We start from the raw sequence: 6,826 nt of genomic DNA on the forward strand, positions 1-6,826 counted from the left end.
CTTTTCCCCGCCGGGCCTGCCGGCTTTGGCCTGCCCAGGGGTACCCGTAAGGGCCCCATGTCAAATCGAGCCGGACCCGAGCGCTGAACTCACCGTCCCCAACATCCGGCCCCGACTCACAGCAAGACGCTCCCACCAGCCCTCGGCTCCGCCGCCACCGCCGAGTACGCCGCCGCGATCAACGCCGGATCCGGGCCCTCCAGCCGCCCCGGCTTGGCCAACCCGTCGAGCACCACGAACCGCAGCACGCCCGACCGGGTCTTCTTGTCCGTGCGCATGCCCTCCAGGAGCTGGCCGAGCGCGTCCGGGTCGTAACCCGTCGGCAGGCCGAGCGAGGACAGGATCGTCCGGTGGCGGTCGGCGGTCGCGTCGTCCAGCCGGCCGGCGAGGCGGGCCAGCTCGGCGGCGAACACCAGCCCCACGCTGACCGCCGCGCCGTGCCGCCAGCGGTAGCGCTCGCGGCGTTCGATGGCGTGGGCCAGGGTGTGGCCGTAGTTCAGGATCTCCCGCAGGTCCGACTCGCGCAGGTCGGTCGACACCACGTCGGCCTTGACCTGGATCTTGCGCCGGACCAGCTCCTCGATCACGTCGCCGGACGGGTCCAGCGCCGCCTCCGGGTCGGCCTCGATCAGGTCGAGGATGACCGGGTCGGCGATGAAACCGCCCTTGACCACCTCGGCCATGCCCGCGACCAACTCGTTGCGCGGCAGCGTCTCCAGCGTGGCCAGGTCGACCAGCACGGCGGTCGGCTCGTAGAACGTGCCGACCAGGTTCTTGCCCGCGTCGGTGTTGATGCCGGTCTTGCCGCCGACCGCGGCGTCCACCATGCCGAGCAGCGTGGTGGGCACGTGCACCAGCTTGACGCCGCGCATCCAGGTGGACGCGACGAACCCGGCCAGGTCGGTCACCGCGCCGCCGCCGAGGCCGACGACGGCGTCCGTGCGGCCCAGGCCGATGCGGCCGAACACGTCCCAGCAGTACCCCGCGACCCGCAGGTCCTTGCCGTCCTCGGCGTCGGGCACCTCGACGCGGTGCGCGTCGATCCCGGCCGCCTCCAGCTCGCCGCGGACCGCCTCGGCGGTCTCGGCCAGCGTGGGCGTGTGGACGATCGCCGCCTTGGCCGTGCCCCTCAGGGTCTCGACCAGGTCGCCCAGCAGGCCCCGGCCCACCACCACGTCGTACGGTCGTTCCGCGGCCACGCGGATCCGCACCGGCTCGCCCATCACCACTCCCCTCGTCCGGTCACCATTCGACCACGTCCGACCCGAGCACCGCGCCGCCCCACACCCCGGCGAGCACCTCCGCCTGGCGGGCGATCGCGCGCCGCGCCTCGCCCCTCACCTTCGACCAGCCCGTGACCCGGAACGTCACCATCCGGCCCCGGAACTCGTGCCGCCACGCCCCCGTCACCCGACCGTGCAGCACGAGCGCGCCGGGGCCGCCGACGGGCCGCCACACCCGCTTGGCCACGTCGGGGTCGGCGACCAGGTGGCGCGGGCCGAGCAGGTAGGGGTCGCGCGGGAACAGCAGCAGCCCGGCGGGCGGCTCGGGCGCGTCGGCCACGTCCTCGTGCGCCAGCAGCCGCCTGCCGTCGACCCGGACCGGGCGCAGGTCCGGCCAGGTCTCCTGCGGACCCGCGCCGAGCCACTTCTCCGCGTCGGCCTTGGCGAACGGCCCGACGAGCCGCGCGTAGTCGCGCAGGAGGGTCGGCTCGCCGGGGTCCTCGACGTCGGGCCTGGCGGTCGGGCGGCGGAAGACGAGCTGCCTGCCGTGCTGCTCCAGCTCGATGCCGGCGAGCAGGGTGGCGAGGCGGAACACGTTCTCGATGACGTGGTCGACGCCGCAGGTCGGGCAGTGCGGCGTGACGGCGGCGGGCAGCAGCGGGCTGATCGCCGCCGACAGCTCGCCCTTGGTGGCCGTCTCGCCGGGGAACTCGCGGTGCAGGAGGTCGACGACCAGGTCGAGGTGGGCGAGGTCGGGCACGGGGTGCGCGCCGCACCACGCGGCCAGTTGCCGGGGCGTGCGCGGTCGGAGCTGGCGGCGCAGCGCGGGCAGGTCGGCGCGGCGGTGCAGGTGCGGCGCGCCGCGCAGGCTGAGCACGCGGACCAGGTCCTCGGCGGCCTCCCGGCGGCCGCGCACGCCCAGCGCCGCCGCGCCCGTCCCGGGCGGGCTGTCCACCACGCCCAGGGGCAGCACCGCGCCGGGGTCGTCGCCGTGCAGGCCCTGCACCGCGGCGCGGTGCGCCAGGACGCGGGCCACGGTGAGGTCCACGGGCGGTCAGGTCCCCCGCGCCTGCTCCGTCAGGCGGAGCACCGCGTCGACCACCTGCTCCGGGGTGAGGTCGTCGGTGGTCACCTCGATCGTGGCCACCTCCCGGTAGAGCGGCAGCCGGGCGTCCAGCAGGACCTTGAACGTGGCGCGCGGGTTCACGCCGGCCAGCAGCGGCCGTGCGCTGGACATGCCGGTTCGCCGCACGCCCTCCGCCATGCCGACGTTGAGGAAGACCACGGGGTGACCGGCCAGGCGGCCCCGGGTGGCCGCGGAGAGCACCGCGCCGCCGCCCAGCGCCAGCACGCCATCGTGGGTGGCCAGGGCGTCGGCGACGGCCTGCTCCTCCATCGCGCGGAACGCGGGCTCGCCGTCGTCGGTGAAGATGTCGGAGATCGGCTTGCCCGCCTTGGCCACCACGTCGTCGTCGGTGTCCCGGAAGGGGACGCCGAGCCGTTCGGCGAGCAGCGTGCCGACCGTCGTCTTGCCCGCCCCGGGCGGGCCGAGCACGACGTACCGCGGGCTCACAGGCCCTCCCAGCGGGCTTCCAGCGCCTCCAGGTAGGCCGCGACGTTGCGCTTGGTCTCGGCGATCGAGTCGCCGCCGAACTTCTCCAGCGCCGCCTCGGCCAGCACCAGCGCCACCACCGACTCCAGCACCACGCCCGCGCGCGGCACCGCGCACACGTCCGAGCGCTGGTGGATCGCGACCGCGGGCTCCCCGGTCCGGACGTCCACGGTCGACAGGGCGCGCGGCACGGTCGAGATCGGCTTCATGGCGACGCGCACGCGCAGCGGCTCGCCGTTGGTGATGCCGCCCTCCAGGCCGCCCGCCCGGTTGGAGCGCCGGGTGACGCCCTTCGGCCCCGAGCCGCGGTCGATCTCGTCGTGCGCCTGGCTGCCCCACCGCTCGGCGGTGGTGAAGCCGTCGCCGATCTCCACGCCCTTCATCGCCTGCACGCCCATCAGCGCGCCGGCCAGCCGCGCGTCGAGCCGGCGGTCCCAGTGGACGTGCGAGCCGAGGCCCGGCGGCAGGCCGTAGGCGATGACCTCGATCACGCCGCCGACCGTGTCACCGGCCTCCTTGACCGCCTCGACCTCGGCCACCATCGCCTCGGTGCCGCGCGGGTCGAAGGCCCGGACCGGGCTCGCGTCGACGGTCGCCAGGTCGTCCGGGCCGGGCACGGGCGCGTCGGCCGGGGTCTTGGCCTTGCCGATGGACACGACGTGGCTGACCACGTCCACGTCGAAGACCTGCTTGAGGAAGTGCCGGGCGACCGTGCCGAGCGCGGTGCGGGCCGCGGTCTCCCGGGCGCTGGCGCGTTCGAGCACGGGGCGGGCCTCGTCGAAGCCGAACTTCTGCATGCCGGGCAGGTCGGCGTGGCCGGGGCGCGGCCTGGTCAGCGCCTCATTGCGGCCGGTGGGCTTCAGCTCGGACGGGTCGACCGGGTCCGCGGACATCACCTTCTGCCACTTGGGCCACTCGGTGTTGCCGATCCGGACCGCGATCGGGCCGCCCTGGGTGAGCCCGTGGCGGACGCCGCCGAGGATCTCCACCTCGTCGGCCTCGAACCCCATGCGGGGGCTCCGGCCGAACCCGAGGCGGCGGCGCTCCAGTTGAGCGGTCAGGTCGGCAGTGGTGACCTCGACCCCGGCGACCATGCCTTCCAGCACGGCGACGAGGGCCGGTCCATGGGACTCCCCAGCGGTGATCCAGCGCAGCACGCGGCGATCCTTTCACAGTGTGAACCGGGGGCGGAGGCCCAGGTGAGGCCGGGTGGGCGTGTCCCGCCCCGGAGCGACGCGCCCTACCCGGGGTGGGTGACGCCGGTGAGCCGTTCGGACGCCTCGCGCGGTGCGGGGCTGTCCCGCGTGCCGTAAACGGCGGGCTCATCGCGCGGCTCGCCGTGAGAGAGGCGGCGTCACGGCGGTTCAGGGGCGAATGCCGGTGGCGCTCCGATCGCGGCTTGTTCACCTGAGTGGTCCGCGGCCGAATGCGGGGGTCGTTGGGGCGGAGTCGGTCGGTTTGGCGCGCGTACACCGGGAACCGGATCCCGCCATGCCTCTGGGACAAAATCTCAGGACACCGTCCCCATCGCCCGGCGGCGCTGTATCGTCGCGCCATGAGTGACGAGGTCCCGTTACCCGGGCAGGCGCACAACAGCGGTGTCCGCAATAGCCTGTCGGACGTCGCCGGTCCCGTTGTCCGGGCCGGGCGCACCGGTCCGGTGACGATCAATGTGCGGCCTGCGGGCGTTGACCAAGCGGGAACGGCCGGTCCGGGCACGCGTCACCCCTCCTTCGGACTCGCGGTCGCCGCGCCGGCGATCACGCCGTCGCCGGCTGTTGTGGTCGGGTTCGACCACAGCGGATCGGGAATGACCGTCGCCGGGTCGGGAATGGCCGTCGCCGGGTCGGCGCGGCCGGAGGCACCCACCCTCCGACCGCGGCCGACTTCGGGCACCGCGAGCGCGCCATCGCCGGGCACCGACCGGCTCACGGTCGAGGTGACGACGCGCAACGACCGGTTCCCGGACCTCGACCGCGTCGAGGACGACGGTCCGCACTGGACGGAGGACTCCGGCGCCGGCGACCTGTCGCCCATCGACAACGGCATTTTCGACCTCTACGCCACCGGTGGCGCGGCGTTGTCGGCCGATCGGGAAAAGGAGCCGCCGCGAATGCGCCGGTCGACTCGGCGCAAACGCCCTCCAGGGTGTGAACGCGGATTCCGACGAGCGCGGGTGGTTCTGCCTCCGCACCTCGGAAGGTCGGATCCCGGCGGCCGAATTCGAATCGCTCGACCACCGCGGCGGACAACTGCCGGCGTCACGCGTGACGTTGACCGTCGCCGTGTGGAGTGAGGACGATTTACGGGTTATTCGACCTCCGGAGGGAACTCGTCCGGCGAATCGTCCGGCCGGGTTGTACGGTGCACCGATCATTCATTTTCAGCGTCGGGAAGGCGGGTCCGTCGTGACCGGACGGGGCAGGCAGCGCGCGGACGCGACGCGCAACCGGGCGGCGATCCTGGACGCCGCGCGGACGCTCATCGCGGCGCACGGCCCGGACGTGGGCATGGACCGGATCGCGACCGCGGCCGGGGTCGCGGTCGGCACGCTGTACCGGCACTTCCCCACCAAGCAGGACCTGGTCGGCGCGATCGTGGCCGACCTGGCGGCGACCATCGCCGGAGCCCTGGACTCGGCGTCGGGCAGGGTGCGGGCCGGGCAGAGCACCGCCGTGGCGGAGATCGTCGGACTGCTGCACCGGGTCGTGGTGACCCTGGGGCAGGAACGGGTGCTGCGCGACGCCGTGGCGGAGGTGGACGGCGGGGTGTTGCGGCCCGTCCAGGAGCGGGCGGTGCGGTCGCTGGCCGACCTGGTGGCCGCCGCCCACGCCGACCACGCGTTGCGAGAGGACGTGACGGTGGACGACATCTCGCTCCTGTTGGCCACCTCGCCGGGTGTCGAGGTGCCGGAGGACGTCCGGCTGCGGTGGGTGGAGTTGGCCCGGCGGTCGCTCACCCGGTGATCCGGTCAACCCGGACGGAGCGACATCAGCCAGGTCGCGGCGAGCAGGCCCGGTCCGTGCGGGACGGTGCGGCCCGGACGGCGGACGGCCAGCAGGAGCGTGATCACGCTCGCCAGGACCGCGGCGACGGGTAACGCCTGCCACGACACGGCGGCCAGGACCGCGCCCAGCGACCCGGCGAGCTTCACGTCTCCCCCGCCCATCGAGGCCGGGGCGAGCAGGTGGATCAGCAGGTGGAAGCCGCCGAAGAGCAGGCAACCGGCCAGTGCGCGCCCCGGGTCGGCGCCGCACAGCCACAGGGCGAGGCCGATCGCCGGGTACGCGGGCAGGGTCAGCGCGTCGGGCAGGCGGTGGTGGCGCAGGTCGGTCGCCGTCAGCAGCACGCCCAGCCAGGCCAGGAGCAGCGGCACGGGCAGCCACGCGGGTGGGGCCAGCGCCCAGGCGACGAACCACAGGACGGCGGTCGGCGCGGCGCACCGGAACCAGTGCACGTCCGCGCCGCGGGGGAGGCGGCGGAGCAACCCGGCGCCCAGGGCGCCGGCGAGGAAACCGGAGATGACCATGGGACCAGCGTCGGGCGGGAAGCGTTGGGGCGCAACAACTTGTAGGGGTGAATGGACCATTCACCCGCGATCGCCGAAGGGAGATCGACCGGGCGGGTGACGGAGGTGGGCGGCTCCGGGTCCGGCGGTCGACGGCCCGAGGCGGGAAAGCGGCTCGTAGACGGCGACGGCGGGCGGATCGCGGCGTGGCGATCGACGGGCCGGAGGCGGGTGCGGGAGGTGGACCGGCCGGGCGCAAGGGCGGTGGACCGCGCGACCGGGAACGGAGCGGGGAACCGCGCGACCGGAGGCGGGACGGACCGCACGGCCGGAGGTGGGACGGACCGCACGGCCGGAGGTGGTGGGCGGGGAGTGCCGGGGGCGGTGAGGGGGGGGGGGCGCGGCCGACGCGGCGCCACACCCCCCCGCCCCCGCCCCCAGACACACCCCCCCCCCCCCACCCCCCCCCCCGCCCCCCCCGCA

General features: G+C 74.7%; 7 protein-coding genes. 2 read left to right on the forward strand and 5 right to left on the reverse strand.

The genetic code is table 11. The features are described from left to right. Nucleotides 1-116: 116 nt before the first annotated feature. The 4 genes from aroB to aroC are packed head-to-tail and all read right to left on the reverse strand — an operon-like array spanning nucleotide 117 to nucleotide 3,992. Nucleotides 117-1,223 carry a 3-dehydroquinate synthase gene (gene aroB, locus ACFXGA_RS13760; protein WP_378087587.1) on the reverse strand — a complete coding sequence of 369 codons (1,107 nt, stop codon included), beginning with the start codon at nucleotides 1,221-1,223 and terminating at the stop codon, nucleotides 117-119. 19 nt (nucleotides 1,224-1,242) lie between these two features. Then, nucleotides 1,243-2,271 (reverse strand): DNA glycosylase AlkZ-like family protein, encoded by a 1,029-nt coding sequence (locus ACFXGA_RS13765; RefSeq protein WP_378087589.1) that lies wholly within the window; start codon nucleotides 2,269-2,271, stop codon nucleotides 1,243-1,245. Between the two features lie 6 nt (nucleotides 2,272-2,277). After that, nucleotides 2,278-2,796, reverse strand: coding sequence for a shikimate kinase (locus ACFXGA_RS13770; protein ID WP_378087591.1), 519 nt, complete (start codon nucleotides 2,794-2,796; stop codon nucleotides 2,278-2,280). Further along, nucleotides 2,793-3,992 (reverse strand): chorismate synthase, encoded by a 1,200-nt coding sequence (aroC, locus tag ACFXGA_RS13775; protein WP_378087593.1) that lies wholly within the window; start codon nucleotides 3,990-3,992, stop codon nucleotides 2,793-2,795. Before aroC ends, ACFXGA_RS13770 begins: the two co-directional genes overlap by 4 nt. 398 nt (nucleotides 3,993-4,390) lie before the next feature. On the opposite strand from aroC, the gene ACFXGA_RS13780 reads away from it, so the two are divergent. Together ACFXGA_RS13780 and ACFXGA_RS13785 are read left to right on the forward strand one after the other, a co-directional pair. Continuing rightward, complete coding sequence (locus ACFXGA_RS13780) at nucleotides 4,391-5,131, forward strand: hypothetical protein (RefSeq protein WP_378087595.1); 741 nt, start codon at nucleotides 4,391-4,393, stop codon at nucleotides 5,129-5,131. A gap of 112 nt (nucleotides 5,132-5,243) precedes the next feature. Next, on the forward strand, nucleotides 5,244-5,801 hold the full coding sequence (locus ACFXGA_RS13785; RefSeq protein WP_378087597.1) for a TetR/AcrR family transcriptional regulator: 558 nt from the start codon (nucleotides 5,244-5,246) through the stop codon (nucleotides 5,799-5,801). Between the two features lie 5 nt (nucleotides 5,802-5,806). Here ACFXGA_RS13785 and ACFXGA_RS13790 read toward each other — a convergent pair whose 3' ends face one another. Further along, nucleotides 5,807-6,364, reverse strand: a complete 558-nt coding sequence (locus ACFXGA_RS13790) for a prepilin peptidase (RefSeq protein ID WP_378087599.1) — start codon at nucleotides 6,362-6,364, stop codon at nucleotides 5,807-5,809. Between the last annotated feature and the right edge of the window lie 462 nt (nucleotides 6,365-6,826).

The organism is Actinosynnema sp. NPDC059335 (assembly GCF_042752395.1).
Classification (GTDB): Bacteria; Actinomycetota; Actinomycetes; order Mycobacteriales; family Pseudonocardiaceae; genus Actinosynnema.